This window comes from Mesorhizobium sp. M5C.F.Ca.IN.020.32.2.1 (assembly GCF_004023105.1).
GTDB classification, from domain to species: Bacteria; Pseudomonadota; Alphaproteobacteria; order Rhizobiales; family Rhizobiaceae; genus Mesorhizobium; species Mesorhizobium wenxiniae.
Map to the genome: position 1 here is coordinate 1 of NZ_RZSX01001412.1, position 915 is coordinate 915.

General features: G+C 63.8%; 1 protein-coding gene and 1 pseudogene. One reads left to right on the forward strand and one right to left on the reverse strand.

Annotated elements, in window-relative coordinates; genetic code table 11:
• Positions 1 to 641, reverse strand: a pseudogene (locus tag EOA86_RS36400) (amidohydrolase); the annotation flags it as partial.
• 76 nt (positions 642 to 717) lie between these two features.
• Between EOA86_RS36400 and EOA86_RS36405 the strand changes: the two are divergent.
• Positions 718 to 915 (forward strand): LysR family transcriptional regulator (locus EOA86_RS36405; RefSeq protein ID WP_128345816.1); only part of this gene is annotated, 198 nt, incomplete at its 3' end.

Genomic DNA, 915 nt, shown 5'->3' on the forward strand with positions numbered 1-915 from the left:
CAATGTTCGGGTTCGTCGCACACAAAGCGGTAGATCATCGCGTAGGCGGCACCGCAATGCGTGTCCCAGCGCGCCGTGTTGCAGAGCGACAGCATGTAGAAGGGATGAAAGGAGATCATGCCGGCAAGCCCGTCATAATAGCCCTTTGCCGCATGAATCGGCTTCGATCCCCGCACCTTCTCCGCCGGCTCGCCGGTGAAGCGCAGCGTGCCCGGTATGCCGTGCCGCTGCATCGCCGCTTTGGTTGCCAAAAGCCCGCCAAGGCTGGCAATACCGAGGCCGGAATGCGGATCGGTGTGGCCGCCGGCCTGTTCGCCGAGGCCCGGGCGCGGACGCCTCACTGTCGCCGCATCCTGGCAATTGCCGGGTACGGCGTCATACTCGGCATACATGCCGATGGTCGGCCCGGCGCCGTTGGTCCAATGGGCGCAGAAGGCGGTGGGCATGCCGCCAGAGCCTTCCTCCACAGAAAAGCCTTCGTGCTTCAGACGTTCCACATACCAGGCGGCCGACTGGTATTCGCGCCAGGCGGTCTCGCCGAAATCGAAGATCGTCCGCGTCCACGCCGACAGCGACGGCTGGATGTCATCCAGACAGGCAAGCGCGGTCGCTTGGGCCGAGTTCGTCACCGGTTCCTCCATGGACGAGAAGAAAGCAGTGAAGCGCCTCGCCAAAAAGTGATATGTTTTCCCGGCTCATGCAAATTCGGTTCACCTCTTGAGAATTCCATCGACGCAGGCGCTGCGCGCCCTCGACAGTTTTGCCCGTCACGGCAGCGTCTGGCGCGCTGCTGACGAACTGCATCTGACCCGCAGCGCCGTCAGCCATCAGCTTCGCCTGCTCGAACGCGATCTCGGCTTCGATCTGCTCGAGCGCATCGGCAAGGGCGTGGCGCTCACTCCGCGCGGCCAGCGC